The organism is Nitratireductor sp. GISD-1A_MAKvit (assembly GCF_040819555.1).
Lineage (GTDB): Bacteria > Pseudomonadota > Alphaproteobacteria > Rhizobiales > Rhizobiaceae > Nitratireductor.
The window spans coordinates 1,333,593-1,359,238 of sequence record NZ_CP161920.1; the positions used below are offsets into that span (position 1 = coordinate 1,333,593).

21 protein-coding genes and 2 pseudogenes are annotated in these 25,646 nt (G+C 61.0%); 12 read left to right on the forward strand and 11 right to left on the reverse strand.

The annotated features are described in order from the left end of the window. Nucleotides 1-3 precede the first annotated feature (3 nt). The 8 genes and pseudogenes from AB2N04_RS07650 to AB2N04_RS07685 form a co-directional block, all read right to left on the reverse strand. A complete protein-coding gene (locus AB2N04_RS07650) occupies nt 4-963 on the reverse strand; it encodes an SPFH domain-containing protein (RefSeq protein WP_367718084.1) in 960 nt (319 codons plus the stop codon). A 164-nt stretch (nt 964-1,127) separates the two neighbouring features. Further along, nucleotides 1,128-2,192 carry a ferrochelatase gene (gene hemH / locus AB2N04_RS07655; RefSeq protein ID WP_367718086.1) on the reverse strand — a complete coding sequence of 355 codons (1,065 nt, stop codon included), beginning with the start codon at nt 2,190-2,192 and terminating at the stop codon, nt 1,128-1,130. Nucleotides 2,193-2,321: 129 nt separating this feature from the next. Next, nucleotides 2,322-4,359: pseudogene (locus tag AB2N04_RS07660) on the reverse strand (5'-nucleotidase C-terminal domain-containing protein). Nucleotides 4,360-4,497: 138 nt separating this feature from the next. Beyond that, nucleotides 4,498-5,592 (reverse strand): molybdenum ABC transporter ATP-binding protein, encoded by a 1,095-nt coding sequence (modC, locus tag AB2N04_RS07665; RefSeq protein WP_367718088.1) that lies wholly within the window; start codon nt 5,590-5,592, stop codon nt 4,498-4,500. After that, complete coding sequence (gene modB, locus AB2N04_RS07670) at nt 5,589-6,272, reverse strand: molybdate ABC transporter permease subunit (RefSeq protein WP_367718089.1); 684 nt, start codon at nt 6,270-6,272, stop codon at nt 5,589-5,591. Before modB ends, modC begins: the two co-directional genes overlap by 4 nt. 9 nt (nt 6,273-6,281) lie before the next feature. Next, nucleotides 6,282-7,019 carry a molybdate ABC transporter substrate-binding protein gene (gene modA / locus AB2N04_RS07675; protein WP_367718091.1) on the reverse strand — a complete coding sequence of 246 codons (738 nt, stop codon included), beginning with the start codon at nt 7,017-7,019 and terminating at the stop codon, nt 6,282-6,284. 291 nt (nt 7,020-7,310) lie between these two features. After that, the gene (locus AB2N04_RS07680; RefSeq protein ID WP_367718093.1) at nt 7,311-8,006 is read right to left on the reverse strand and encodes a tellurite resistance TerB family protein; all 696 of its coding nucleotides are present in this window, start codon (nt 8,004-8,006) and stop codon (nt 7,311-7,313) included. 108 nt (nt 8,007-8,114) lie between these two features. Next, nucleotides 8,115-8,849 (reverse strand): HD domain-containing protein, encoded by a 735-nt coding sequence (locus tag AB2N04_RS07685; RefSeq protein ID WP_367718095.1) that lies wholly within the window; start codon nt 8,847-8,849, stop codon nt 8,115-8,117. Between the two features lie 107 nt (nt 8,850-8,956). On the opposite strand from AB2N04_RS07685, the gene AB2N04_RS07690 reads away from it, so the two are divergent. Then, the gene (locus AB2N04_RS07690) at nt 8,957-9,541 is read left to right on the forward strand and encodes a TetR/AcrR family transcriptional regulator (RefSeq protein ID WP_367718097.1); all 585 of its coding nucleotides are present in this window, start codon (nt 8,957-8,959) and stop codon (nt 9,539-9,541) included. A gap of 69 nt (nt 9,542-9,610) precedes the next feature. Further along, complete coding sequence (locus AB2N04_RS07695) at nt 9,611-10,468, forward strand: alpha/beta fold hydrolase (RefSeq protein WP_367718099.1); 858 nt, start codon at nt 9,611-9,613, stop codon at nt 10,466-10,468. A gap of 20 nt (nt 10,469-10,488) precedes the next feature. Here AB2N04_RS07695 and AB2N04_RS07700 read toward each other — a convergent pair whose 3' ends face one another. Then, the gene (locus AB2N04_RS07700) at nt 10,489-11,433 is read right to left on the reverse strand and encodes a rhodanese-related sulfurtransferase (RefSeq protein ID WP_367718100.1); all 945 of its coding nucleotides are present in this window, start codon (nt 11,431-11,433) and stop codon (nt 10,489-10,491) included. Nucleotides 11,434-11,594: 161 nt separating this feature from the next. Between AB2N04_RS07700 and AB2N04_RS07705 the strand changes: the two genes are divergently transcribed. Beyond that, entirely contained in the window at nt 11,595-12,479 is an 885-nt protein-coding gene (locus AB2N04_RS07705) for an N-acetylmuramidase domain-containing protein (RefSeq protein ID WP_367718102.1), read from the forward strand. Nucleotides 12,480-12,609: 130 nt separating this feature from the next. After that, entirely contained in the window at nt 12,610-13,248 is a 639-nt protein-coding gene (locus AB2N04_RS07710) for a 2-dehydro-3-deoxy-phosphogluconate aldolase (protein WP_367718764.1), read from the forward strand. Between the two features lie 75 nt (nt 13,249-13,323). On the opposite strand, the gene AB2N04_RS07715 is transcribed toward AB2N04_RS07710, so the two are convergent. Both AB2N04_RS07715 and AB2N04_RS07720 read right to left on the reverse strand, forming a co-directional pair. After that, entirely contained in the window at nt 13,324-15,072 is a 1,749-nt protein-coding gene (locus tag AB2N04_RS07715; protein WP_367718104.1) for a DUF882 domain-containing protein, read from the reverse strand. 215 nt (nt 15,073-15,287) lie between these two features. After that, entirely contained in the window at nt 15,288-16,769 is a 1,482-nt protein-coding gene (locus AB2N04_RS07720) for a sigma-54-dependent transcriptional regulator (RefSeq protein WP_367718105.1), read from the reverse strand. Between the two features lie 157 nt (nt 16,770-16,926). Between AB2N04_RS07720 and AB2N04_RS07725 the strand changes: the two genes are divergently transcribed. The 8 genes and pseudogenes from AB2N04_RS07725 to AB2N04_RS07760 all read left to right on the forward strand — a co-directional run bounded on the left by AB2N04_RS07725 (nt 16,927) and on the right by AB2N04_RS07760 (nt 25,641). Further along, nucleotides 16,927-18,786, forward strand: coding sequence for a M3 family oligoendopeptidase (locus tag AB2N04_RS07725; protein WP_367718106.1), 1,860 nt, complete (start codon nt 16,927-16,929; stop codon nt 18,784-18,786). 18 nt (nt 18,787-18,804) lie between these two features. After that, nucleotides 18,805-19,950, forward strand: a complete 1,146-nt coding sequence (locus tag AB2N04_RS07730; RefSeq protein ID WP_367718107.1) for an aminodeoxychorismate synthase component I — start codon at nt 18,805-18,807, stop codon at nt 19,948-19,950. Beyond that, the gene (locus AB2N04_RS07735) at nt 19,950-20,234 is read left to right on the forward strand and encodes a YciI family protein (protein ID WP_367718108.1); all 285 of its coding nucleotides are present in this window, start codon (nt 19,950-19,952) and stop codon (nt 20,232-20,234) included. The genes AB2N04_RS07730 and AB2N04_RS07735 overlap by 1 nt, the downstream gene beginning before the upstream one ends. Nucleotides 20,235-20,327: 93 nt before the next feature. Further along, entirely contained in the window at nt 20,328-21,773 is a 1,446-nt protein-coding gene (locus AB2N04_RS07740) for a homospermidine synthase (protein WP_367718110.1), read from the forward strand. Nucleotides 21,774-21,915: 142 nt separating this feature from the next. Continuing rightward, a complete protein-coding gene (locus tag AB2N04_RS07745) occupies nt 21,916-22,296 on the forward strand; it encodes a hypothetical protein (RefSeq protein ID WP_367718111.1) in 381 nt (126 codons plus the stop codon). A 101-nt stretch (nt 22,297-22,397) separates the two neighbouring features. Further along, nucleotides 22,398-23,651, forward strand: a complete 1,254-nt coding sequence (locus tag AB2N04_RS07750) for a phenylacetate--CoA ligase family protein (protein ID WP_367718113.1) — start codon at nt 22,398-22,400, stop codon at nt 23,649-23,651. Between the two features lie 192 nt (nt 23,652-23,843). Further along, a complete protein-coding gene (locus tag AB2N04_RS07755) occupies nt 23,844-24,839 on the forward strand; it encodes a DctP family TRAP transporter solute-binding subunit (protein WP_367718115.1) in 996 nt (331 codons plus the stop codon). A gap of 105 nt (nt 24,840-24,944) precedes the next feature. Then, nucleotides 24,945-25,641: pseudogene (locus AB2N04_RS07760) on the forward strand (TRAP transporter small permease). Nucleotides 25,642-25,646: the final 5 nt, after the last annotated feature.

Sequence of the window (25,646 nt, forward strand, 5' to 3'; positions counted from 1 at the left end):
ATGCTACTCCTGCGACGACCCGGTGCGGGGCGGGCGAGCCGATGAAACCCGTTTCGAAGAAGCCTGTGGCGCTCCGCCTTCATTGAAGAGTTCGCGCGCGATCGAGCCAATGCCGCCGAGAGAGCCGATGAGCGAGGACGCCTCGAATGGCATGAGGACAATCTTGTTGTTGTTGGAGGAGCCGATGGTGGCCAGCGCTTCGGTGTATTTTTGCGCGACGAAATAGTTCACGGCCTGAACGTCGCCAGCGGCGATGGCTTCTGAGACGACCTGGGTGGCGCGGGCTTCCGCTTCGGCAGCGCGCTCGCGCGCTTCTGCGTCGCGGAAGGCGGCTTCCTTGCGCCCTTCGGCTTCCAGAATTTCTGCCTGCTTCAGGCCCTCGGCCTCAAGGATCTGCGCGCGCTTGTTGCGCTCGGCCATCATCTGGCGCGCCATCGATTCCACAAGGTTGGCTGGCGGGTTGATGTCCTTGATCTCGACACGCGTCATCTTGATGCCCCATGGGCTGGCTGCGTCATCGACGATGCGCAGAAGCTTCTCGTTGATCGCATCGCGGTTGGACAGGAGTTCATCGAGGTCCATGGAGCCCATGACGGAGCGAATGTTTGTCATGGTCAGATTGAGGATCGCATTCTCAAGTCCCGAAACCTGATAGGCGGCCTCAGCGGCGGTAAGCACCTGATAGAAAGCGACACCATCTACCGCGACGATGGCATTGTCGCGGGTGATGACTTCCTGTGTCGGGACGTCGAGCACCTGCTCCATCATGTTCATCTTCGCGCCAACGCGGTCGATGAAGGGGACGATGAGATTGAGCCCGGGAGTCAGCGTCTTCGTATAGCGACCAAAGCGCTCCACCGTGTAGTTGAAACCCTGAGGAACCGTCTTGATGCCTGCAAAAAGCAGCAGGACAACGAGGACGACCAGGGCTGGGATGAGAATGTCAAAACCGGAGAAGGGCATTATCGGCTCCTGAAACAGCCCCGGAGGGGCTTGCATTGAATCGCGAGACGCACTGTAGGGTTGTGCCTCACATTGTGAAGACATTAATTGCAGGCAGGCTCCGTTTACGGACGCTGCGGCTCATGTATCGCAGAGAATGTGACGCGTGGATGGCAAGGTTGGGTTTACACCCAGCCGGCAAGCTCGCGGCGCACCATTGTCTCGATGACCGCCATGCCTTCTTCGGTATCGTTGAGACAGGGAATGTGGGTGAAATTCCTGCCGCCGGCCTCATGAAAGATCTCTCCGGCTTCTCCCGCGATCTCTTCAAGCGTTTCCAGACAGTCGGACACGAAGCCCGGATTGAACACGGCGATGGATTGGACGCCTTCCTTTGCGAGCTTTTCGACGGTCTTGTCGGTGTAGGGCTGGAGCCATTCCTCCGGTCCGAAGCGAGACTGAAAGCAGGTCATGAGTTTCTTCTCGTCCCAGCCGAGGCGCTCGCGCAGGAGGCGTGTCGTTTTCTGGCAGTGGCAGTGATAGGGATCGCCACGCCTGAAGTAGCTTTGGGGGATGCCATGATAGGAGGCGATGACAACTTCCGGCTCGAAATCGACGCTTTCAAGGTGTTTTTCAATGGAGCGGGCCAGCGCCTCGATATAGACGGGCTCATCCTGATAGGAGGGCACGGTGCGGATGGCCGGCTGGAAACGCATCTTCATGAGCGCTTCGAAGAACTTGTCATTCACCGTCGCCGTGGTGGTGGCGGAATATTGCGGGTAGAGCGGGAACATGACGATCCGGTCGCAGCCGCGTTCCATCAGGCTTTTGGTCACCGTTTCGATGGAGGGCTGGCCATAGCGCATGGCCCAGTCGACAATCACATGCTCGTGCCCGGACAGCGCCTCGGCAAGTTTTTCGCCCTGGGAGCGGGTAAAGGTGCGCAGTGGCGATTCATTGCGGTCGTTGTTCCAGATTTCCGCGTAAGCTGCGCCGGACTTCTTTGGGCGCGTGTTGAGAACGATCCCGTGGAGGATTGGATACCAGATCGCTTTCGGCCACTCGATAACGCGAGGATCTGACAGGAATTCCTTCAGATATCGCCGCATCGGCGCGTAGTCGGTTCCGTCTGGCGTGCCGAGGTTCACAAGTAGAACGCCTACCTTGCCAACGCGGACAGGTGGGTGCTCTGCGGGCAGCGGGCCGATGGCCTTCGCCGCCTTGGGGTCGATTTTGGTGGGGAGATTCATGCTTTGGCTCCGATCATGCAGGGGAAGCTAGCGAAGCCGGGCCGCTTTTCAATGGAGCGTGTGGCCGCAGGGGCGAAAAAAAGAGCCCCGCCGGGTGGCGAGGCTCCGGGAAGCTCTGGAAGCGACCGCTCAGTTTGCCGGTGGCAGGTTAAGTTCCATGCCGACGTCGATCCGGTTGGGATTGATCTGCGGGTTGGCTTTCGCGATGGCCTGCCATTTCGCCGGGTCGCCATAATGTGTGCGGGCGATCTCCCAAAGCGTGTCACCGCGTGCAACGGTGTGGGTTTTCTTCTCGCCTTCCATGGCTTCGCCGGCCTCTTTCGCGGTATTGTCGGCGGTTTCGGTCATCTTCTCCATGGCTTCGCCGGCTTCTTCAACAGCCTCTTCCGCCACTTCCTTCGCGCCTTCAGTCATGCTCTCGACTGCTTCGCCTGCCTTTTCAACGGTCTCTTCAACCGCTTTTGGTGCCTCGCTGACAATCGTTTTCGACATCTCTGGCAGGTCAGGGGTTGTGGCCTCGGTCTCCGCTCCTGCAACGTTCGCATCGATTTTCGTGATGCGGCCGTCAATGGCTGGCGTATAGGGGCTGTTTTCGGCCAGATAATCGGCAAGAACCTGTTCAAGCCCCGGGCCGTAATCATAGGCGTTTTCGGCGTTCTCTGCGAAGAGCCGGTAGCCATCGCCGCCATTGCGCATGAAATTGTTGGAGGCAACTGTATAGGTCGCATCCGGGTCAATCGCTTTCCAGCCGTCGCCGTCCTTTACCTCGACGGACTTGATGCGGCCTTCACCGGGCGCGACGGACGGATCGAAGCTGTAACGCAGGCCGGACACCTGAGGGAAACGGCCGGCACCTTCCTCGATCTGGCTGACGCCGCTTTCCAGCGAAGCGACGACGTCTGCTCCTTTTAACTGGAAGGTGGCAAGCGTGTTCTGGAATGGCAGGACACCGAGCACTTCACCCATGGTGACTTCGCCCGCGTCGATGGAGGCGCGCAGGGCCGCCGCCATTGGTGATGGCGAACTGGACACCCTGATCGCTTGCGCGCGCGACCATGGCATCGGTCACGAGATTGCCCATCTCGCATTCGCCGGCGCGGCAGGTTTCGCGGCTGCCGTCGACTGCGGCTGACGTTTCAGCCACGATCTTGTTTTTCAGTTCCTCGATGGGGCCGGCCAGTTCCTTGACGCGGGCGACGACCGCCTCGTCCTTGGCAACGGAAGCGTCGATCAGCTTGACGTCGCCAGTGGCGGCGGTGACGACGCCGTCATCGTTGAAGGTGAGCTTCAGTTCGCCGAGATATTTGGAATAGGACGCGGCCTGTACCACGGGTACCTGATGGCCGTCGGGATTGTCGACCATGGTCGGGTAGGGGCCTTCGGCACCTTCGATCGTGTTGGACAGGAGCGTGTTTGAGTGGCCACCGACGACCACGTCTACGCCGGGGATCTTCGCAATGGCCTCGAGGTCGCGCGGGTAGCCCACATGGGTGAGCGCGATGACCTTGTTCGCGCCTTCGGCGGTGGCCGCCTCGACGGCTGCGGTGATGCCCGCCACATCTTCAATGATCGAGACGTTTTCGCCAGGCGAGGAAAGCTCGGCGGTATCGTTGGCAACAGCACCGACGATGGCGATCTTCTCGCCGCCCACATCGAGCAGCAGATACTCCTTCACCCGGTCACCCAACGCGGAGGCTTCCTTTGCCTTGACGTTGGAGCCAAGCACGGGGAATTCGGCCTTGTCGAGGAAGGTGGCCAGACCGTCCTCGCCATCGTCGAATTCGTGGTTACCGACCACCATGGCGTCGGTTTTCATCAGGTTGAGGAACTCGGCTTCGGCCGCACCCTTGTAGGTGGTGTAGAACAGCGAGCCCTGAAAATTGTCGCCGGCATTGAGAAACAGGACGTTTTCGCCTTCAAGCGCCTTGCGGGACTCGGCGACGGCCGTGACGAGGCGGGCAGCGCCGCCGAAGCACTTGCCCTCGGCATCGTCTTCCGGTGAGCAGGTGGAATCGTATTTGTTGATCGGCTCGATGCGACTGTGCCAGTCGTTCATGTGGAGAATGTTGAGCGTGTAATCGGCAAAGGCCGCGCCGGCGCTCAGCGTCAGTGCCGATGCGGTGAGCGATGCAATGGCGAGGCGTTTTCTGAAGATCGATCTGTTCATGGTGACTTCTCCCGAATGGCTCTTTGCGGTCTCTACCGCCGCATTATGACGCCCTGTTAAAGGATCCCGGTTGGCATGTTTTCATCGGGCCGAATGGGATGCAAGAGAAAGTTGCGCGGGTGAAGGGGGGGAGACCGCTCAGGTGGGGAGTGGACCAAGTCTCGCCATCTCGACAGACACGGCCTTGAGCAACGCGTAGACGCGCGCGCCGGGTTGGAGCGAGAGTTGATCTGCCGACTTTGCGGTGATGCGTGCGAGCAGTCTCTGCCTGCCGAGGGCCAGCGCCACCATGGCAAAGGCACCGTCGTGGCGGATTTCCTCGACCATTGCGGGAAGCTGGTTGCGGATCGACAGCCCGTCATGGGGCGCATTGGCGATGGCGACCTCGCCCGCCCGCACGCGCAGCCGCACGGTCATGCCGGGCGCGAAGCCGTTTCCGGTCAGTTCGATGCGGTCGTCACCAAGCGCGATGACAGCGGTGTGATAGGCGGAGTCGACATCCATGATGTGGCCTTCGAGGATGACGCCCGCCTCGTCGGGATCGCTGCCGGCGGCAAGGCCAAGGCGGGCAAGGATGGCGGCGGCGGGGCCGCTGTCGGAAACGCGTCCGTTTTCGATCAGCACGACCGTGTCGGCCAGACGCGCGACCTCGGAGGTTTCGTGGCTCACATAGAGGATGGGTATGCCGGCCTCGGTGCGGATCGTTTCCAGATAGGGCAGGATCTCGTTGCGCCGCGCCTTGTCGAGAGAGGACAGCGGCTCATCCATGAGAAGCAGAGCAGGGGCGGCAAGCAGCGCCCGGCCGATGGCGACGCGCTGGCGCTCACCGCCTGAAAGCGTGGCGGGTGCAGCGTCGAGACGGTCTTCAAGGCCAAGGAGGGCCACCACTTCATCGAAGGCGCGGGATGCCGGACGGCGGCCTGCCCAGCGGGCATAGGTCAAGTTTCTGCGCACCGACAGGTGCGGGAAGAGGCGCGCATCCTGAAAGATGAAGCCGATACCACGTTTTTCCGGCGGGAGGTTCGTGCCCGTGGCCGAATCGAACAGCGTGCGCCCGCCAGCCACAATGCGCCCCGACTGCGGGCGGGCCGTGCCGGCTATCATCTTGAGCAGGGTCGATTTGCCTGCGCCGGAAGGCCCGAAGAGCGCCGTGACGCCTGCGCCGGCCTGAAAGGCGGTTTCGATTTCAAAACTGCCGGCGCGGCCCTTTATATCGACGTATAGGGCGGTCATGCGCGTCCTCCGGCGGTGAGCCTGCGAGCGAGATATTCGGACGCGACGATGGCGGCGAGCGCCAGCGCGACAGCGATTGCGATCAGGCGGAGGGCGGCGGCATCGCCCGATGGCGATTGCAGCAGCGCATAGATGGCGAGCGACAGGGTCTGCGTTTCGCCGGGAATGTTTGAGACGAAGGTGATCGTCGCCCCGAATTCGCCAAGCGCTTTGGCGAAGCCCAGCACGGCGCCGGCAATGACGCCGGGAAGGGCGAGCGGCAGGGTGACGGTGAAGAATACGGTGAGACGCGATGCGCCGAGCGTGCGCGCGGCCTCGCCAAAGCCCCGGTCCATGGCTTCAAGCGACAGGCGGATGGGCCGCACGAGGAGCGGAAACGCCATGACGCCGGCGGCGAGTGCTGCACCAGTCCAGCGGAAGGCGAAGCTGATGCCGAAGAGGTTTTCAAAGAGCTGGCCAAGCGGCCCTTTGGAGCCGAACAGGATCAACAGGCCGTAGCCGGTGACGACCGGTGGCAGCACGAGCGGCAGGGTGACCAGCGCCTGAACGATGCCCTTGCCGGGAAACTCCTTGCGGGCCAGAAGCCAGGCCACCGCAAAGGCCGGAACGAGCGCGCAGAGGATGGCGATGAACGCCACCCTCGCGGACAGGAGTATGATCGAAAGTTCGGTCTCGCCCATGTCGGAAGTCTATTCCGTAGCTTCGGAAAAACCGAGATCGGTGAAGATCGTGCGGCCGGCCTCGCTTTTCAGGAAGGCGAGGAAGGCTTCTGCGCTTTCGGCTCCGTCCTTCGTGGCGGCGGCCGGGTAGAGGATCGGCGCGTGGCTTTTTGCCGGGAAGACATAGGCGCGCACCAGATCGCCGGCGGCCTTCTGGTCCGATCCGTAGACGATGGCGGCTTTCACCTCGCCACGGCTGGCAAGTTCCAGCGCCACGCGGACGTTTTCACCGAACACGGCGTTCTTCTCGACGTCTTTCCAGAGATCGAGCTTTTCGAGCGCGGTGCGGGCATATTTGCCGGCGGGCACATGGCTGGGATCACCCATGGCGAAGCGTTCATTGAGCAGGGTGTCAGGGCTTTCCATCGGCTCCGTGCCTTCGGCGGCGGCGATGACGAGATTGTTGCCGGCGATGATGGTCTCGCTTTCGGTGCGGACCAGATCGCGCTCGACCAGATAGGCCATCCAGTCGGTGTTTGCGGAGATGTAGACATCCGCAGGTGCGCCGGCCTCGATCTGGCGGGCGAGAACGGAGCTGGAGGCAAAGGAGACGACCACTTCGTCGCCGCCAGCCGCCTGATATTCGCCTGCGGCGCGCTCGATGGCGTCCTTCATGCTGGCGGCGGCGAAGACGGTGAGCTTTTCGGCGACGGCTGCGGTGGAAAGAGACGTGACAAGGGCGAGGCTAACAAAAGCACGTTTTAACATGGAACCACCATAAATCATTGGCGCGGACGGATGTCGCGCGCCGGTCAACGGGAATGCATGGTGGTCAGGTCTGGACATCCGCGCCCCGGATGCCGCCCGAACCTTGGGACAGAGGCAGCCATCACGCGCTGCCCGAACCGGATATTAGGAGGGGGGTGGCCGTGGGGTCAAGGGAGGATGGGATGACGATCAGCTTGGTGACGTGGGGTATTTCGGGAAAGCAGGCGCATGCCCCTGATCCTCACCTTCTCCCCGTTTGCGGGGAGAAGGGGGCTCGACGTTGTGGAGCGGTCAGGCGGTCGCTTCAGAGACGGTTGCCTCGATGTGGTCGACAAGCGGGTCGGGCAGGCGCAGGCGACCGGCAAGCATGTCGAGATAGCCGCGCTCGGCGCGGGTCTTCGGCTCGATGGTGAGGCGCGACGCCGTGTAGAGCTCGATTTTCTGAGCGTCGGTCTGTGCGGCCTCGACCAGCGCATCGAGATCGACGGGGCGCTCCAGCTCGCGCAAGAGAAAGGCTTCCGCTTCGCCGTCTATGCCCGCCAGTTTGAGCTTGTCAGCAATCTTGCCGCGTTCGGCTTCATCGATATGGCCATCGGCGCGGGCCGCGGCGATCATGGCCCGCACGAGCGCAAGCGCGAACTCGCCTTCGCCCTGCGGAGCCTGCGCCGGGTTGAAGCTCGTGTCCTCCGGCGGAGGAAGAAGCTCGCCTTCCTTTGCGGCCGCAGCGGGCTCCTTGCCCGACTGGTAGTTCTGATAAGCCTTGTAGGCGAGGCCGGCCACGGCGGCGATGCCGCCGAGCTTGAGCGCGCTGCCGGTGACGGAGCGGCCCGTGCTGGTGCCGAGCAGAACGGCGGCGATGGCGCCGGTTGCAAGCGGATTGTCCTTGGCAAGCTGAACGGCCTGACCCGCCTTGTCACGCACGGTTCCCTGCGTTCCGGGTACTTGCGAGCCCAATAGATCGTTCAGCAGCTTCTTTGGATCGAACATCCGCATCTCCTCGTTTCGCGCCTTTTGCGCTCTTTGACTGGCGAAAAGGTAGGAACGCATTCATGGCATTGCAATGACACTTGCACGCTGGCGCAGCAATTCAGGTGTTCAGCCGAACGGTTCGGCCGGAGCCTTGCCGCCCGAAAGGCCGGTCATGACGGCGGGGCGCGTGCCTTTTTTGTGGTCCGCCGTCTCGAATTGCAGGGCCTCGATCACGCCGTCTCGGGGAAATCGCTGAAGAACCTCTGCAAGGTTTGCGGGCGCGATGCGCCTGCGGCCTGCACCGAACAGGTCGCAGACCGCACCGCGTGAGACGAGATGCGCCTCGGCCCCATGAGCGCGGGCGGACACCCATCCATTGAGATGAAGCGCGATGGCGTCGCCGACTTTCTGCGCAACCGGCCCATGCCCCCTGGCATGAAGATGGTCGCGGACCCTTTCACCACCACTGAGCGCGAAACAGCGCGAACACAGATGGGGTTCGTGACCGTCGGTCAGGCCGATGTCGTGCAGGATGGCGGCGGCGAAGAAAAGCGATGGATCGTAGGTCAGTCGCTCATGCGACGCGATGAGCACGCCAAAAAGATAGGTGCGCCAACTGTGAAACAGCAGCGCATCGTCATGGGTTTCGCTGGCCAGTTGAAGTGCATCCTCGACCAGGGCGGTCTTTCCCGGCAGTAGCGCATCGAGCTCCAGCGGCGCGGGCGAGAGCAGGCCAAGGCGGTGGCGGAGAGCGTCGATCGCCGCGCGCACCTGCACAAAGGCAAGGTTGCCGACGAGGCGGATCTTCTCGCTTCGCTTCAGCTCTCCGGCGGTTCCTTGGCCCCATTCGAGTGTGCCCATGGGGGCTTTTCGGTGTCTTATCCGTTCGGTCATTGTGACGTGCCTTGATATTTGTACTGTTTCGCATAAAAATGCACGAAGATGATTTTTATGCAAGATGGTACAAAATGATTTCACGCCGTGGACGTCCACCGGCCTATGACCGCGAAGCGGCGCTGATAGCCATTGCGGAAACCTTTCGCCTGCGTGGCTATGCGGCGGCCTCGCTGGACGAGATCGCGCGCGAGGCGGGCATGAACCGGCCGAGCCTTTTCGCCGCATTCGGCAACAAGAAGGCCATGTATCTGGCTGCGCTTGAAGACTATCGCCGACGCATGAAGGAGGCGGTTTCGCCCGCGCTGGAGAGTGAAGGGGCGCTTGCGGATGCGCTGACGCGCTTCTTCGATGCGGTGATCGGGTTTTACCGCGAAGGGGCGGCGCCGGGCTGTCTCGTTTTCTGCACGGCGACGGCGGAAGCGCCGGCTGATGAGGAGATCGCCGCCATTCTGGCGGACACGATCAGCGGGATCGAAGCGCAGCTTACGGCGCGGATTGCGCGGGAAGCACCTGAAGGCGAAACGGCGGGACTTGCGCATTTGATGGTGTCGCTTCTGATCGGCATAGCCGTTCAGGCGCGGGCGGGCGCAGACGAGGCGGCGCTGAAGCGCTTTGCGCGCGCCGGTGTGGGCGCGGCATTGCGTCAGTCTGTGTGATGGTGCTTTGACATTCCGCGCATCCGGTGGCACTGGCTCCAGCCCGATTTTGAAAAGCAAGGCATTCACGTGACCGACGTCGTTTCCCACACCCTGACCCTTCCCGATGGACGCAGCCTCGGCTGGCATGAATGGGGTGCGCCCGCAGGCCGCGTCGTGATTTTTTGCTCCGGCGCCGGCATGGCAGGCGCGATCCCGTTTGGCGGCGCGGCGGCAGAGCGGCTTGGCCTGCGCATTGTTGCGGTGGACCGGGCGGGGCTTGGCGCGTCTGACGCGGACCCGGACAAAAGCTTTCAGCGCTGGAGCGCGGATGTGGCGGCGTTGCTGGCGTATCTCGGTGGAGATAGTGCGCTGGCCATGGGCTTTTCGCAGGGCGCGCCTTTTGCGCTGGCGCTGGCGGATGCCGGGGTGGTGAAGGCCGTGGCGCTGGTTTCAGGCCAGGATGAGCTTTCTGCGCCGGCGGTTTTTGCGCAATTGCCAGAGCCTGTTGCCGATATGGTGCAGCTTGCAAAGGACGATCCGGCGCGTCTGGAGGCGGACATTGCAGCCTTCGCGACCGCCGACTGGCTGTGGCAGATGATCGAGACGATGAGCGGGCCGCAGGACCGCGCCTATTATGCAGACGAGACGTTTGCGCCGCTCTATCGTGCAGCGCTGGCCGACGGGTTTCGGCAGGGGGCTGCGGGATATGCCCGTGACACGCGGCTTGCCATGGAGCCCTGGCCGTTCCGGGTCGAGGAGATTGCCTGTCCGGTGGCGTTGTGGTTCGGCCTTGCCGATACGAGCCCGGTGCACTCGCCGGACTTCGGCGCGACTCTGCATGGCCGTTTCGTCAACAGCACGCTGCGCCGGCTCGAAGGCGAGGGTAGCGCCATTCTGTGGAGCCATGCGGACGCGATCCTCGAGGATCTAGCTGCGGCAGCTTGAACCCAGAGTATCCGTGTTGGTCAGGGCTTTTCTGACGGCGTGCTGATTGGGAAGCTCTGGCCGCGCTTCTTGGCCAGTTCCACCTGACGCTGGCGCTCGGCATAGCGGGCGCGGTCTGCCTCGGTGCGGGTTTCGGCGCAATGAGGGCAGGAAATGCCTTCCTGAAACAGTGGAGAGGCACGCTCCTCCGGCGTCAGCGGATGCCGGCAGGCGCGACAAAGCGTGGCGTCGCCCTCTTCCAGACCGTGGCGGACCGAGACACGCTCGTCGAACACGAAGCACTCCCCCTCCCACAGGCTCTCTTCGGGCGGAACCTCTTCCAGATATTTCAGAATGCCGCCCTTGAGGTGATAGACGTCATCGACGCCGATCAGCTTCATGTAGGATGTGGCTTTCTCACAGCGAATGCCGCCGGTGCAGAACATGGCGACCTTGCGGCCCTTGAGGCGGTTGAGGTTGCGTTCGGCCCAGGCGGGAAAGTCGCGGAAGGTTTCCGTTTCCGGGTCCACCGCACGCGAGAACGTGCCGATGGCGGTCTCATAGGCGTTGCGGGTGTCGACGACCAGCGTGTCGGGATCGGCTATCAGCGTGTTCCAGTCGGCCGGCTCCACATAGGTGCCAACCTGATTGACGGGATCGACCTCGGGCACGCCCATGGTGACGATCTCCTTCTTCAGCCGCACCTTCATGCGGTGGAAGGGCATTTCGGAGGCAGTGCTGTATTTGACCTCGATCCCCATGAGGGCAGGGATCGTTTCCAGATGGGCGATCAGCGCTTTGATGGCTTCGGGCTTGCCGGCCACGGTGCCGTTGATGCCCTCGGCGGCCAGAAGAAGCGTGCCGCGAATACCGTTCTTCTCGCAAAAAGCAGCGAGCTTCGGTCGCAGGGCCTCACAATCTGGCAGAGCAGCGAAACGATAGAGCGCGGCGACGCGGAACGTCTGGTCTGGCGAGGATGAATTCATGCGCGGTCTCCTACGCTTCTCGCGATCGGCTTGCAAGAAGAAGCCGCGTTTACGCTGTCTAGAGCAAGACATGAACAGATTGCCAGGGTTGTTTCTTAAGATATTAATCCCCGCATGGTTGTGTCGGGCGATACTGATGAAAACATTTATGGGAGAAATCAATGTTTTCAAAATCAGTGGTCGAGGAAGTCTCCAGGATGGCGAAAGCGGTGGCGATTGATCCGGCGCTGCTTCTCGCGGTGGCGCAGGTGGAGAGTGGAGGCAGGGCCCATGCTCTGGTGCGGGGGAGGCTGGAGCCGATCATACGGTTCGAGGGCCACTATTTCGACCGCCGGCTTTCGGGAACAAAACTCAAGAGGGCGCGCGCTGCTGGCCTGTCTTCGCGAAGGGCGGGGGGCGTGGCCAATCCGCGGAATCAGGCGGAACGATGGGCTCTGGTCGAACGTGCCGCAGGCATCGACCGACAGGCTGCTTATGAATCGGTTTCCTGGGGGGTGGGGCAGGTGATGGGGGCCCACTGGAGCTGGCTTGGCTTTGCCGATGTGGAAGCGCTTGTGGCCGAGGCAAGAGCCGGCATTTCCGGCCAGGTGCGTCTCATGCTGCGCTATATCGAAAAAGCCGGATTGAAACAGGCGTTGACCGCGCGTGACTGGTCGCGATTTGCACATGGCTACAATGGTCCGGCGTATCGGCGAAACCAGTATGCACAGAAGCTCGCACGTGCATATCGCACCTATGCCAATGCGAGGTCAGTGCATTCCGATACCACAACGGTGCTGCGGGAAGGCATGCGCGGAGAGGCCGTGGAGGCTCTGCAGCGGATGCTACGCGCTGCCGGCTACGCCGTGAGCGTTGATGGCGTGTTTGGCAGCCAAACCGATGCGGTTTTAAGGCGCTTTCAGGCACAAGCCGGTCTGCTGGTTGATGGTGTGGCCGGGCCAGAGACCTGCCATGCCCTCAAACGGGCCATGCCGTTTGGCATGTTGCGCGTGTATCTGGGAAGCTTGTGGTTGCGCATCTGGCGGGGTTTGCGTGCAGGCTTTTGACGTTTGTGGCTTGCCTGTTTGAGGGGAAACGTGTTCATGGAGCGCAAAATGGTTGAGCTGAACCGTTTTAATTTGCGGTTTTGCCAGGATCGGACGTGTTTTGAGGAGACGAGTGCACATGAACGCTGCCATGCAGAAAAAGAATGATGTCCTGCTGGGGATCCTGCAAGGTCAGCCGGTCATCCCCGTTCTCAGGATCGAGCGGCTGGCGGATGCGGTGCCGCTGGCCAGGGCATTGGTCAATGGCGGGCTGCCGGCCATCGAAATCACGCTGCGCACGCCGGATGCCATTGATGCGATCCGCCTGGTTTGCGAGGAGGTGCCGGAGGCCATTGTTGGTGCTGGCACCATTCTGACCGCAAAGGATTTTTCCTACGCTGTGGCTGCGGGCGCGCGGTTCATCGTGAGTCCCGGCATCACGCAGGAGCTTCTCGACGCGGCCTCCATGTCGGACGTGCCGTTTCTGCCAGGCGCAGCAACGCCGAGCGAGGTGATGGCGGCGCGCGAGGAGGGATACAGTCTCCTGAAATTCTTCCCCGCCGAGCAATCGGGTGGCGCTTCGTTCCTGAAAGCGCTGTCGTCGCCTTTGGCCTCGATCCGTTTCTGCCCTACCGGTGGTGTCTCTCCGAAGAATGTGAACGACTATCTTTCGCTGCCGAACGTGATCTGCGTGGGAGGCTCCTGGGTGGCGCCCGACAAGGCAATCGACGCCGGAGACTGGTCGGCGATCGAGGCGCTGGCGAAGGAGGCGAGTGGGCTCAAAGCCTGACGCGAAAACGACCTGAACGCTGGGCAAATAAAAAGCGGGGCCGGGCCCCGCTTTTTTGTTTGCTGCCGCTGTCGGTCAATTGGTCCGGAAACGGGCCATAGAGATGAAATTGACCGCCTTCCCGCTGAAACGCGTTGCATCGGCAACCGTGATGTTCTGCTGGAAGCCGGTGGTGTAGACGGCTTCGGGCGCACGGACGAACTCGCTGTCGAATGCGGGTGGCTGGGTTGGGTTGGCCGCTTCCGTCAGCATCGAATTCTGGCTGAGTGCACGGGAGGGGGTGCGCTCGGTGGCCGCTACCACGACTGGCCGGGCAGAGCGGTCGATATCGCCCGGGCCGGGCTTGGCTGATTTTCGTGTGCTGCGCGTCCGGAGCTCACGCTGTGTCGGTGCTGTCTCGTCAGCGCGGGCGAGAAGGGCCTGGCGCGGCGAGGCTGAAACTGGCTGGCCGCGTGTCTGGCTGGTGTCTGCCTCCTGCAGATCGGCGGTGACCACCGGTTCTGCGGTGGGGCGAGGCTGGGGAACCGCGGCGAGCGTGAACTCGTCTGCGACGGCCCGCGACGGGCGGTTTGACGGTACCGGCAGATATGCAGCGGTTGTGATCGGCTGACGTTCCTCTTCAGCGTCGGCCAGAACTCCGGCAATCGCTTCAGGGGCGTCTGTCTGGGCCGAGGCGAGCTGAACCAGCGCCTCGTCGGAGACGGCCTCGGGCGTGTAGTCGGGACGACGTGTGGGGATTGGGATGTTCGCCGCCACGAGAACTGGGGCTGCCGTTTCGTCCTGCGGGGCTGCCTCGATTACGGGAGCTTCCTCTACAGGCTTGACCTCAAAGGGCAGCGGCTGACCGACCGGAACGTCAGGACGGGGCGCGGACCTGGGCGTTGGCACGTTGCGCTGAGGCAGTGCGGCAAGGATTGTACCCGGTGTTTCAGCCTGTGGTGCAGGGGCTGCCGCCGGGGGAGTGGGAACGCGGGCGGCCGGCTGACGCGCGGCCACGGCGGTGGATGTGGTCTCGGCGTTATCCTCTTCCTCGTCTGCGCCGCCACCGAAAAGGGCGGCGAGAAGGCCGCGGCCCTTGCGGGTGTTTTCGCTGCCACTGTCGCGCGCAACCTGAATGGTGCTGCCTCTGCGCTTGCGCGCTTCATAAGAGGCCAGGGCCTGCTTGTAGCCTGGAAGCGGTTTGCCATCGGTCGGCACGTGAAGCGTGTTGCCATTGGGGAAGACGGCGAGAAGCTGCTTGCGGCTCATGCGGGGCCAGTGGCGAACGCCGCCAACATCGATGTGGATGAAAGGGGAGCCGGAGCGCGGATAATAGCCAACACCACCGGACTGGAACTTGAGCGCGGCATTGCGAAGCTTGGATAGCTTTACGCCGGGAATGTAGAAATCGATCGCCTTGCCCAGCATGTGCTGGCTCTTCTTGGCAACACCCTTCGAACGGCTGCGCAACATGGCATTCGTCTTGGGGGAACGGTAGGCGGAGACCACGTGGATATAATCGCGCGCACCAGAGGCCCGATAAACCTCCCAGAGGAGATCAAGCACTTGCGGGTCCATGTTGGTCGGCTCATTCTGCCGCCAGTCACGGAGGAAACGGTTGACCTGTTTGAGACCACTCTGGATATAGCGCCCGTTGCGCTTGTAGGTGATCTCGGCGCGCTCCTTGGTGTGGATGAAGTAGAGCTTCAGTGTTCGCGTTTCAGCATGAGCGGCTGGCGCGACGGCAAGGAGTGCGCCAACTGCGAGCATCAATCCGGCGATCAGTCTCACGCTTGCGAGCGGAGCGCGGCGCCATCCATGAACGTGAACGTCGTTTTGTCTCAAGATCCGTGGCCTTACAGGCTTGTGTTTTGTCCCCCGAGCACACGGCCCGGACTATGCTTCCCACCTTACGATTATTCGATTTAATGGTTAATTCCATCTTATTAAATAACAAATGCGCAAAGAGCGTGGCGATATCGTGGCAAAGCGCGACAACGAACCGCAGGGTAAACGGGAGGTTAAGAGTATGACTGTGGCTGTCGCGCATCAGTGTTTCTTCAGCCGGATCGGCCGGATGCTTCGAGCCCGAGTTCCTTGAGTTTGCGATACAGTGTTGAACGTCCTATCCCGAGGCGACGGGCGGTTTCGCTCATCTGTCCGTTGTGGTGATCAAGAGCGAAGCGGATGACCTCTCTCTCGATGTCTTCAAGGGAACGGACGTTGCCCAGGCTGTCCAGCACGGTGATATTGCCCGGTCGGTTCGCCGCGATTTGCCGGTCTTCGCGCTCTGCTTGAAACGAAACCTCACTCTGCGTGGCTGTGACGGCAGTGTCACTGGTCGCTTCATAGGGGTCGATGCCCTCAACCTGAGCCTGGATCTGCGGAAAGTCGGCGACACTCAGCACGGCCGTTTCGCAGAGCACAGTGGCCCGGAAAACCGCGTTCTCCAACTGCCGGATGTTGCCCGGCCAGTCGTAGTTTTCCAGCAGTGCCAGAGCGGAGCGTGAAATACCCGTCACAGGGGAAGAGGCGTTGTCCGCAAACCGGGCAATGAAGGTCTGCACCAGAAGCGGTATATCTTCCTTTCGCTGGCGCAGGGGTGGGATCATTATGGGAAAGACGTTCAGACGATAAAACAGGTCTTCACGAAACTTCCCTTCCTTCACGCGTTCGAGAAGGTTCTGGTTGGTGGCGGAGACAAGCCGGATATCGACCTTGCGGGTGCCTCGGCCACCGACCGCGTCGACTTCTCCCTCCTGCACCGCGCGCAAAAGCTTTACCTGCACATCCAGAGGCAGATCTCCGATCTCATCCAGAAACAGGGTTCCGGTGTCGGCTTCAATAAATTTGCCGGCGCGTTTCTCCGTGGCTCCCGTGAAGGCCCCTTTCTCATGGCCGAAAAGGATGCTTTCAACCAGCGTGTCGGGAATTGCACCGCAATTCACGGTGACAAATGGTTTGCGGCGACGTGTGCTTTCATTCTGGATTGCGCGGGCAATCAGCTCCTTGCCGACGCCGGATTCACCCTCGATCAGGACTGGAATGTCACTGGCGGCTGCCTTTTGTGCCAATTGCAGAACCCGCGCCATTGCGGGGTTGTTCGTGGGAAGCGTATCGAATGATGCTCCTGCAGTGGGTTTTTCTGTTTTGCGCTGGCGCGTTTCCATCGCGCTGACCCTGAGCGCATTCGTGATGGCGGAGCTTAGACGGGCTGGAGCTGCGGGCTTGACCACGAAGTCGAAAGCGCCGGCGCGCATGGCTTCGACAGCGGTGTCGATGCTGCCCCGGGAGGTTTGCACGATGACCGGTGTCTGGTTGTCCACTTCCCTCAGGCGGGCAAGCACTTCCAATCCCCCCATGCCGGGCATGATGAGATCGAGGATGATCGTACGCGGTTTCTCTTCCGCCTGTTCCAGAACGCGCAGCGCTTCCCGGCCGTTCTCAGCAAGAAGCGGCATATGCCCAAGCCTTTCCACCGCAGCCTGAAGCAGGCGGCGCTGAACCGGGTCATCTTCGACTATGAGAACGGCTTCGGACATGTCGCATTTATGCAATGGCGTTACGATATCTTGCGGGGTTTCTTCGCACGGGCTGGATCAAAATGGCATAGGCTTCTAAACAAGGGTTCAAGAATCCCGGTGAACGAAACCTTTCGCCCCATGAAGAAACAGCCGAATTCGGTTGAACGAGGATTATATGGCCAAGAACACAGGCAGGGTCGTGCACCTTGCTGCCACCGATGCCGCGAATGTGGCGGAAAAGGCGGTTTCGGACCTTAGCAATCTGCCAGAATGGGATCTGTCTGACCTCTATCCCGCGATCGACTCTCCCGAGCTCAAGCGTGATCTGGATCGTGCGGCGGCTGAAGCCGCAGGGTTCGAGGCCGCGTGGAAGGGTAAGCTGGCGGACGAAGCGGCCCGGGGAGCACAGGGGCGGCTGGGCGAAGCCGTTGAAGCCTATGAATCAATCGAAGAGCTCATGGGCCGCATCGTCTCCTTTGCGGGTCTTCTTTACGCTGGCGACACATCGGATCCCCGGCACGCAAAACTTTACGGGGATGTGCAGGAAAAACTGACAGATGCGAGCGCGCATCTCATCTTCTTCACGCTTGAACTCAACAAGATTGACGACGATGCGATCGAGGCTGCGCTCAAGGCCGATGCCAAGCTTGCGCACTACAGGTCGTGGGTTCTCGATATCCGGCGTGACAAACCCTATGAGCTTGAAGACCGTGTCGAACAGCTTTTCCATGAAAAGTCGGTAACCGGACGTGGTGCCTGGAACAGGCTCTTCGATGAGACGATGACCAGCCTGCGCTTTGCCGTGGACGGAGAGGAACTGGCCCTGGAGCAGACACTCAATCTGTTGCAGGATGTTGACGGCAACAAGCGCCGCAGGGCCGCTGAAGCGCTGGCAGACACGTTTTCGAAGAATCTGCGAACGTTTACTCTCATCACCAACACGCTGGCCAAGGACAAGGAAATCTCTGACCGCTGGCGTGGTTTCGAAGATATTGCCGACTCCCGCCATCTGGCAAATCGGGTGGAGCGTCCGGTGGTCGATGCGCTGGCAGAAGCGGTGCGCACGGCGTATCCGAAGCTTTCACACCGGTATTACGCCATGAAGGCCAAATGGCTTGGCATGGACGCGCTGAACCACTGGGATCGGAATGCCCCGCTGCCCGAGACACCACAGGCGGTGATCGGCTGGGAAGAAGCGAAAAAGACGGTGCTCGACGCCTATCAGGCGTTTGATCCGCGAATGGCGGAAATCGCTGCTCGCTTCTTTGATCTCAACTGGATCGACGCGCCGGTGCGTCCGGGCAAATCTCCCGGGGCATTTGCCCACCCGACAGTGCCGTCTGCGCATCCCTATCTGCTTCTAAACTATCTGGGAAAGCCGCGAGACGTGATGACGCTGGCGCATGAAATGGGCCATGGCATCCATCAGGTTCTGGCTGGAAAACAGGGAGCGCTGATGGCTCCGACGCCACTGACACTGGCCGAAACGGCTTCCGTGTTTGGAGAGATGCTCACGTTCCGCTCCCTGCTTGATCGCACGACTGAAAAGCGCGAGCGCAAGGCCATGCTGGCACAGAAGGTGGAGGACATGCTCAACACCGTCGTGCGCCAGATCGCATTTTATGAATTCGAGCGCAGGGTGCATGCGAAACGCCGCAGCGACGGTGAACTGACCTCGGACCAGATCGGTGAGCTGTGGCTTGAGGCGCAAAAGGAATGCCTCGGACCGTCCGTGAAGCTGCGTGAGGGATATGAGACCTTCTGGGCCTACGTTCCTCACTTCATTCACTCGCCATTCTATGTCTACGCCTACGCCTTCGGCGACTGTCTGGTGAACTCGCTCTTTGCCGTGTATCAGCAGGCTCCGGAAGGGTTTCAGGAAAAGTATTTTGCCATGCTTGAGGCGGGTGGCACGAAATATCATGCGGAGCTGCTTGCACCCTTTGGACTTGACGCCAGCGATCCGGATTTCTGGAGCAAGGGGCTTTCGGTTATCGAAGGGCTGATAGACGAGCTCGAAACGCTCGACGGCTAGGCCGGGTTGTCGAAGCAAATGCCCGCTGACAATTGCGGCAAGGTTCTGATCCGCGACGACAGTGTGGGGCGGGAACTGTATTTTTCCAGCCCGCATGATCTTCTGGTCGCGTGGGATGCCAAGACGTTTGACGTCGCGCTCGACCGGGCCGAAAAGGCCCGGCGCGACGGATTCTGGCTTGCCGGGTATATGGCCTACGAGGCCGGGTACCTTCTGGAACCCAAACTGAAACCGCTTCTGCCTGAAGGGCGTCGTGGTCCGCTCTGGTGTTTCGGCGTTTTCGATCCGCCGGAAGATCGCCCGGTTGGAAGGGCGGCTGTCGCCGACGCTGCGCTTTTCGATGCCAAACCCAAATGGAGTGGTGCGGACTACGAGCGTCGTTTCAGGCAACTTCACGGACATCTGCGCGCGGGCGACTGCTATCAGGCGAATTTGACATTTCCCATAGAAGCGCGATGGCGGGGGGACAAGGCTGCGCTGTTCGATGCGCTCGGTGCGCGGCAGCCAGTGCGATATGGAGCGCTGGTGGATCTTGGCTGGCCGGTGATCGTATCCCGTTCGCCGGAGCTTTTCTTTCAGATCTCGCGCGATGGATGGATCGAGACCCTGCCGATGAAGGGAACGGCTCCACGTGGTGCGACCCCGCAGGAGGACGCGGCGCAAAAAGCGTTTCTGAGAAACGATCCAAAAAATCAGGCGGAGAACCGCATGATCGTTGATCTGCTGCGCAACGACATCTCCCGTATCAGCGAGGTGGGAACCCTGGAGGTGCCGGAGCTTTTCCATGTGGAAACCTACCCCACCGTTCACCAGATGGTGAGCCGGGTGCGCGCCAGGCTCAGACCCCAAACGGAGCTGCGCGAGATCCTTGCGGCACTGTTTCCCTGTGGTTCGATTACGGGGGCGCCCAAAATCCGGGCGATGGAGATACTGCATGCGCTGGAGGATGCGCCACGCGAAGCCTATTGCGGGGCGATCGGTTGGGCTGCACCCGATGGCACGATGCGCTTTAACGTGGCCATCCGCACGGTTTCGCTCTTTGACGATGGCGCTGCGGTTTACAATGTGGGCGGCGGGGTCGTGTTCGATTCCACAGCCGATGGCGAGTATGAGGAAGCGCTTCTCAAGGCACGCTTCGCGATGATCGAAAAGGGGGATTTGTGATGTTTATCGTTTCGCTGCGCTATGTGGTGCCGGTGGAGCAGGTCGAGCCGCATATGGAAGGGCATATGGCGTGGCTCGATGAGAACTATGAAAAGGGCATGTTTGTCGCTTCAGGGCGCAAGGTGCCGCGCACAGGGGGCATCATACTGGCCCGCGGCGACCGTTCGGAGCTGGAAGCCTGTGTGGCGCAGGATCCGTTTGTGATCAATGGTGTGGCTGAAGCAGAGATCACCGAATGTGCCGTTTCGCGAACCGCGCCGGGGCTCGATCGGCTGATGGAATAGCATCTCCTGATGAACCAGAATGGCATTTGCGCTTTATTGTGACAGGCTTCTGTGTTTTGGAAGCTTAACCGTTCTGTTTATGAGAGGCGCGCAATGGCTGACAGGAAATGGCCCGTTCATGGTGAAATCACCGGCCCGATCGTGATGATCGGCTTCGGCTCTATCGGGCGCGGTACACTGCCGCTGATCGAGCGCCATTTCAGTTTCGACAGGTCGCGCATGGTCGTGGTGGATCCCAACGATGCGGATCGCAGGCTGCTGGACGAGCGCGGCATCCGCTTTGTGCAGGCGCACGTTACCAGGGAAAACTACAAGGAACTCCTCAAGCCGCTCCTGACGGAGGGCGAGGGGCAGGGCTTCTGCGTAAACCTGTCGGTCGACACGTCGTCACTCGACCTGATGAAACTGTGTCGCAAGCTCGGTGTGCTCTACATCGACACGGTGGTTGAACCGTGGCTCGGCTTCTATTTCGATGACAAGGCCGACAATGCCTCGCGCACAAACTATGCGCTGCGCGAAACCGTGCGCCGGGAAAAAGCGAAGAACCCCGGAGGCACCACTGCAGTTTCCACCTGTGGTGCAAATCCGGGCATGGTGTCGTGGTTCGTGAAACAGGGGCTGGTCAATCTCGCCACCGATCTGGGGATCGACTTCAAGGAGCCGGGCGTGAATGACCGCGACGGCTGGGCGAAGCTCATGAAGAAATGCGGCGTGAAGGGAATTCACATCGCCGAGCGCGATACGCAGCGTGCCAAAACGCCCAAACCGATGAACGTGTTCTGGAACACATGGTCTGTGGAAGGGTTCATCGCCGAGGGGCTGCAGCCAGCCGAACTGGGCTGGGGTACCCATGAGAAATGGAAACCGAAGAACGCGCGCAAGCAGAAGAAGGGCAACAAGGCCGCGATTTTTCTGGAGCAGCCCGGCGCAAACACGCGGGTGCGCAGCTGGTGCCCCACGCCGGGGCCGCAATATGGCTATCTCGTCACCCACAATGAATCGATCTCCATCGCCGATTTCTTCACCGTGCGGGACAAGAAGGACGAGGTGGTCTACCGGCCCACATGTCATTATGCCTACCACCCCTGCAATGATGCCGTGCTTTCGCTGCACGAGATGTTCGGCGCCGAGGGCAGGCCACAGCCCCAACAGCATGTTCTCGACGAGAACGAGCTTGTCGACGGTATGGATGAACTCGGCGTTCTGCTCTACGGGCACAAGAAGAACGCTTACTGGTTTGGCTCCCAGCTGACGCTTGAAGAGGCCCGGCAGCTCGCGCCCTATCAAAACGCCACCGGCCTGCAGGTGACCTCTGCGGTGCTTGCCGGCATGGTGTGGGCTCTGGAGAATCCGGAAGCTGGTATCGTGGAGGCCGATGAGATCGATTATCGCCGTTGCCTTGAGGTGCAACTGCCCTATCTGGGGCCTGTGAAAGGATATTATACGGACTGGACGCCGCTCGAAGGACGGCCGGGGCTTTTTCCAGAAGACATTGATGAAAAGGACCCGTGGCAGTTCCGCAACATCCTCGTGCGCTGAGCGGGAAGGTGCGCGCAGCGCTTGCAATAACGGTAAAATCGGGCAATTGAAATGCCCATTGCCCGGCTCTGCCGAGAGGTGGGTGTGATCTCAAGACGGCGCACAGCCTGCCGGGCGCGGCGTGCGACAGGAGGCCAGGACCATGAAGAAAAGCAAAACACTGACGCTTGCGGCATTGATGTCTGCACTGGCGGTGGCAGGCTGCCAGACCGGCATGTCCGGTGGTGGCGGGCGCGTCGCGGCACAGACGGGCGTTGAAGGCCAATGGATGGGCAATGACGGTGTCGCTGTTTCGACATTGCAGGGCGGACGCTTCAGCTCTCGTTCGGTCGACACCGGTGAAGTGCTGACCGAAGGCTCATACACCCACCGTGACTCGAGCACGATCGAGCTGTCCTTCTATTCCCTGAAAAGCCAGCGGCAGACGGCAGCGACATGTCTGCTTGCATCGCGCAGTCAGATGAATTGCACGCTGGCCAATGGAACGAATTTCGTTCTCAACCGGACGGGCGGCACGGCCTGATCGGGTTTCAGGGTGAGGTCGCGTGGATCATGACCTTGGTCGGCCTTGCCCGGTGGGGGCGATTGTTGCGATAACATGGTGACAACCCTTTGGGAGGAGCCATGTCACCGCATTTCGACGCGCTGGAAATCCGTGACCCGGCGGAGCGCGAACGGGATCTGTTCTCGGCGCTTCCCGGTTTTTTGAGCAATGCGGTTGGCAGGGCCGAGGGGCTGGCGGCCTGGCTTTCGGGGCATGATTTATCGAAGATCGTCGATCGGAGTGCGCTTACGCGACTGCCTGTTCTGCGCAAGGCGGACCTTTTGGAAAAACAGAAGGCGCATCCCCCCTTTGGCGGTTTTGTCGACCCGGATGCACTGGAGGGGGCCCGGGTTTTCATGTCGCCAGGGCCGCTTTGGGAAATACAGGGGGCAGGTGCTGATCCGTGGCAGGCCGCACGTGCCTTCTTCGCAGCCGGCGTGCGGCCTGGCGCGCGGGTCCACAACGCATTCGCCTATCACATGACACCAGGTGGTTTCGTGCTCGATAGCGGGGCGCGGGCGCTTGGGTGCAGCGTTTTTCCGGCCGGGACCGGCAACACGGATCTGCAGGTGGAGGCGGCAGAGGCTTTTCGACCCGATGTTTACGCTGGAACCCCGGATTTCCTCAAAATCATGTTCGAACGGGCGGAGCGGGATGGCAGGGATCTGTCGTCGTTTCGGATCGGCCTCGTTTCGGGTGGGGCGCTTTTCCCATCCATGCGCGAGGAGTACCGGGCAAGGGGGGTGGCCGTGCTGCAGTGCTATGCGAGCGCGGAATTTGGCGTGATCGCCTATGAAACGACTGGGCGGGATGGCGCACCGCTGCCCGGAATGGTGGTGAATGAAAACCTGATTGTCGAGATTGTCCGCCCAGGCACCGATGACCCGGTGCCGGACGGAGAGGTGGGCGAGGTGGTGGTAACCTCGCTCAATCCGGCCTATCCATTGGTGCGGCTGGGAACGGGTGATCTGTCTGCCATTGTGCCGGGCACGAGCCCCTGCGGACGAACCAACATGCGCATCCGGGGCTGGATGGGGCGCGCAGACCAGCGCACGAAGGTGAAGGGCATGTTTGTCGACCCCGGACAGATTGCCGAGCTGACCCGCCGGCATGTGGAAATCGAGCGTGCCCGGCTGGTGGTGAGCCGGGAGGGGGCGAGCGACACCATGGTTCTTCACGTGGAGCCGTTCTCAGGAACCACACCCGATCTCGCCACCATCGAGGCGAGCCTTCGCGAGTTGACCAAGGTGGGAGGCCGGGTAGCTCTCGCAGAGACGGGAAGCCTGCCGCGCGACGGCAAGGTGATCGCCGATGAGCGTGACTATTCAGACTAAAGCATAATGTACAATGGGCAGGCGAGGTCCGCGTCTTGCTTGCTTTCGCTCCTCCCGTGTCACAGGATGCAATCGCAATGATCGCGGCCAGCAGGATTGCTCCTGCCCGGTGGCAAAAGAAAAAAGCGGTGACAGGCCGCAGGCGTTGGTCTGCAGAGATCTGCGGACCGAGAACAGAGTGGAGGAGACCTCATGCGACTTCTTATGGGCGCCGTCTCGGCGCTATCTCTCGTCATGTTCGCAGGTCAGGCGCAAGCCAATTGCGACGATGGCGAAATGGTCATCAAGTTCAGCCATGTGGTTGCCGAAAAAGGACACCCGAAGGGTGATGCGGCGACGCTTCTTGCCGAACGTGTGAACGACGAGATGAATGGCACCGCATGCATGGAGGTCTTTCCCAATTCGACACTCTATGACGATGACAAGGTGATGGAGGCGCTCCTTCTGGGTGACGTGCAGCTGGCGGCGCCCTCGCTCGCGAAGTTCGAAGCCTACACGCTCAAATACCGCTTGTTTGATCTTCCTTTCCTGTTTCCCACGCTTGATGCGGTGAACAAGTTCACCTCTTCAGATGATGGTCAGGGTCTGCTGACCGTGATGGAAGATGAAGGCTATACCGGTCTGGGTTTCTGGTCTTCCGGTCTCAAGCAGTTTTCTGCCGGGAAGCCGCTTCTGGAGCCGAAAGACGCCGAAGGGCTGAAATTTCGCGTGCAGACATCGGACGTGGCCGTGGCCATGATCGAAGCCATGGGAGCTTCGGCTCAGAAACTCGCCTTCAAGGAAGTTTACGGGGCACTGCAGACAGGTGTTGTGGATGGTCAGGAAAACAGCTGGTGCAACATCTACACCCAGAAGTTCTTTGAGGTGCAGGATGGTATCAGTCAGACCAACCACCAGCTTCTGGCCTATCTTCTCGTGACATCGACCGAGTGGCTGCAAGGGCTGGATCCAGCCGTGCGGGACCAGTTCGTTTCCATCGTGAAGGATGTGACCGAGAAAGCAAACGCTGCGGTTGCCGACAAGGAAGCCAATTGCCGGCAGAACATCCTGGATGCCGAGGGCACGATCCGGGAATTGACACCGGAACAGCGTGCGGTCTGGCTTGAAACCATGAAACCGGTCTGGGCCAAGTTTGAGAATGACATTGGCAAGGAACTGATCGAGGCTGCTGCGTCCAGCGGTTCCTGACCACGACTTTAATCCCGGCGCGGCGGCTCCCCTCGTCGTGCCAGCAGGGCCGTCCGCTGAATGCGGGCGGTCTTGTGGCAGGTTTCTTCTCCGGGAGAAAATCCAATGGTGCTATTGTGGCCCGCGATGGGGCTGGTTGTTCTCGTGGCTGTTCTGTTTCTTCTGGAGCGGCGTTTTCCCGAAGCCGTGGGGCGGTTTGAAGAGAATGTTCTTGCCATTCTCTTGGCTGCAATCACATTCGTTTCCTTCACGCAGGTCGTTGCGCGTTATGGCTTCAACAGCGGCTGGGGTGGCGCGCTTGAGTTTACGCGGATCCTGTTTGCCTGGATGATTCTGTTCGGCATGAGTTATGGCGTGAAGCACGGCATTCATCTGGGGGTCGATGCTTTCATACGACAGCTGCCCTCGCGGCTCTTCAAGGGTGTGGCGATTTTCGGTGCGGTCTATGTGTTCCTCTATGCCTTCATTCTCCTTTACGCTGGCTGGCTGGCGCTCGTCGGTGCCGATGTTTCGACAAACTGGCGCCAGACCGGCGCGATCGGATACTGGAAATTCATGTTCGACCGGGGCACCGGGCTCGACGATCTGCGCTATCCCCTTTGGATGCAGGAGGCATTCGGCCCTGCAGGATCGCGTGCAGCGCTGGGTGGCTTATCTCATGCTGCCCGTCGGACTGGCGCTTCTCGCCTTCCGCGCCGTGCAGGGCGTGGCGGGCATTGTGCGGGGTGAACGCGATCTGATCATTGCAGGCCATGAGGCGGAGGACCTGGTGGCTGAAAACAAAGATGCATTGAAGGAGTAAGGACG

Coding starts and splice junctions, on each gene's coding strand:
- hemH (WP_367718086.1), bottom strand. CDS start 2,192: ATGAATCTCCCCACCAAAATCGACCCCAAGGCGGCGAAGGCCATCGGC.
- modB (WP_367718089.1), bottom strand. CDS start 6,272: ATGGGCGAGACCGAACTTTCGATCATACTCCTGTCCGCGAGGGTGGCG.
- modC (WP_367718088.1), bottom strand. CDS start 5,592: ATGACCGCCCTATACGTCGATATAAAGGGCCGCGCCGGCAGTTTTGAA.
- AB2N04_RS07730 (WP_367718107.1), top strand. CDS start 18,805: ATGCCCGCTGACAATTGCGGCAAGGTTCTGATCCGCGACGACAGTGTG.
- AB2N04_RS07710 (WP_367718764.1), top strand. CDS start 12,610: ATGCAGAAAAAGAATGATGTCCTGCTGGGGATCCTGCAAGGTCAGCCG.
- AB2N04_RS07690 (WP_367718097.1), top strand. CDS start 8,957: ATGATTTCACGCCGTGGACGTCCACCGGCCTATGACCGCGAAGCGGCG.
- AB2N04_RS07745 (WP_367718111.1), top strand. CDS start 21,916: ATGAAGAAAAGCAAAACACTGACGCTTGCGGCATTGATGTCTGCACTG.
- AB2N04_RS07705 (WP_367718102.1), top strand. CDS start 11,595: ATGTTTTCAAAATCAGTGGTCGAGGAAGTCTCCAGGATGGCGAAAGCG.
- AB2N04_RS07685 (WP_367718095.1), bottom strand. CDS start 8,849: ATGGGCACACTCGAATGGGGCCAAGGAACCGCCGGAGAGCTGAAGCGA.
- AB2N04_RS07700 (WP_367718100.1), bottom strand. CDS start 11,433: ATGAATTCATCCTCGCCAGACCAGACGTTCCGCGTCGCCGCGCTCTAT.
- AB2N04_RS07740 (WP_367718110.1), top strand. CDS start 20,328: ATGGCTGACAGGAAATGGCCCGTTCATGGTGAAATCACCGGCCCGATC.
- AB2N04_RS07650 (WP_367718084.1), bottom strand. CDS start 963: ATGCCCTTCTCCGGTTTTGACATTCTCATCCCAGCCCTGGTCGTCCTC.
- AB2N04_RS07680 (WP_367718093.1), bottom strand. CDS start 8,006: ATGTTCGATCCAAAGAAGCTGCTGAACGATCTATTGGGCTCGCAAGTA.
- AB2N04_RS07725 (WP_367718106.1), top strand. CDS start 16,927: ATGGCCAAGAACACAGGCAGGGTCGTGCACCTTGCTGCCACCGATGCC.
- AB2N04_RS07735 (WP_367718108.1), top strand. CDS start 19,950: ATGTTTATCGTTTCGCTGCGCTATGTGGTGCCGGTGGAGCAGGTCGAG.
- AB2N04_RS07755 (WP_367718115.1), top strand. CDS start 23,844: ATGCGACTTCTTATGGGCGCCGTCTCGGCGCTATCTCTCGTCATGTTC.
- AB2N04_RS07720 (WP_367718105.1), bottom strand. CDS start 16,769: ATGTCCGAAGCCGTTCTCATAGTCGAAGATGACCCGGTTCAGCGCCGC.
- modA (WP_367718091.1), bottom strand. CDS start 7,019: ATGTTAAAACGTGCTTTTGTTAGCCTCGCCCTTGTCACGTCTCTTTCC.
- AB2N04_RS07750 (WP_367718113.1), top strand. CDS start 22,398: ATGTCACCGCATTTCGACGCGCTGGAAATCCGTGACCCGGCGGAGCGC.